1 pseudogene is annotated in these 338 nt (G+C 58.0%); it reads right to left on the bottom strand.

Annotated elements, in window-relative coordinates:
• A pseudogene (locus KVT28_RS24740) lies at positions 1 to 338 on the bottom strand (hypothetical protein); the annotation flags it as partial.

Raw genomic sequence — 338 nt, 5'->3', positions numbered from 1 at the left:
CTATCCGTACCGAGACGCCGGCGCGCCTCACCACCGAGCGTCATGGCAAGCCTTATCAAGCCTCCAGGCGTACCGCTGCCGCCATCACGTACCCGCAGCCTCTTCCATTCGGCACCCCGGGCTCGCCGCTTGACATATTCGATATCGACATGACCGCCTGCGGCGTTCTTGAGGCAATCGATGCCCAACTCCTTGCAGCACTCGATCTCGATGCCTGTCGTCAACGACAGCATCACCACGAATGCGATGATGTCCTGGATGTTGAGGTAAAGATGACCATGCAGTTCATCGACGAGATTGCTCGTCGGCAACTCCTCTTCCACCTTGAGCCAATACAG

Origin of the sequence: Pantoea sp. GbtcB22 (assembly GCF_019091025.1) — a bacterium.
GTDB lineage: Bacteria > Pseudomonadota > Gammaproteobacteria > Enterobacterales > Enterobacteriaceae > Pantoea > Pantoea leporis.
The sequence above is the reverse complement of the archived record's forward strand: the minus strand, read 5'-3'. Positions and strand labels throughout refer to the sequence as shown.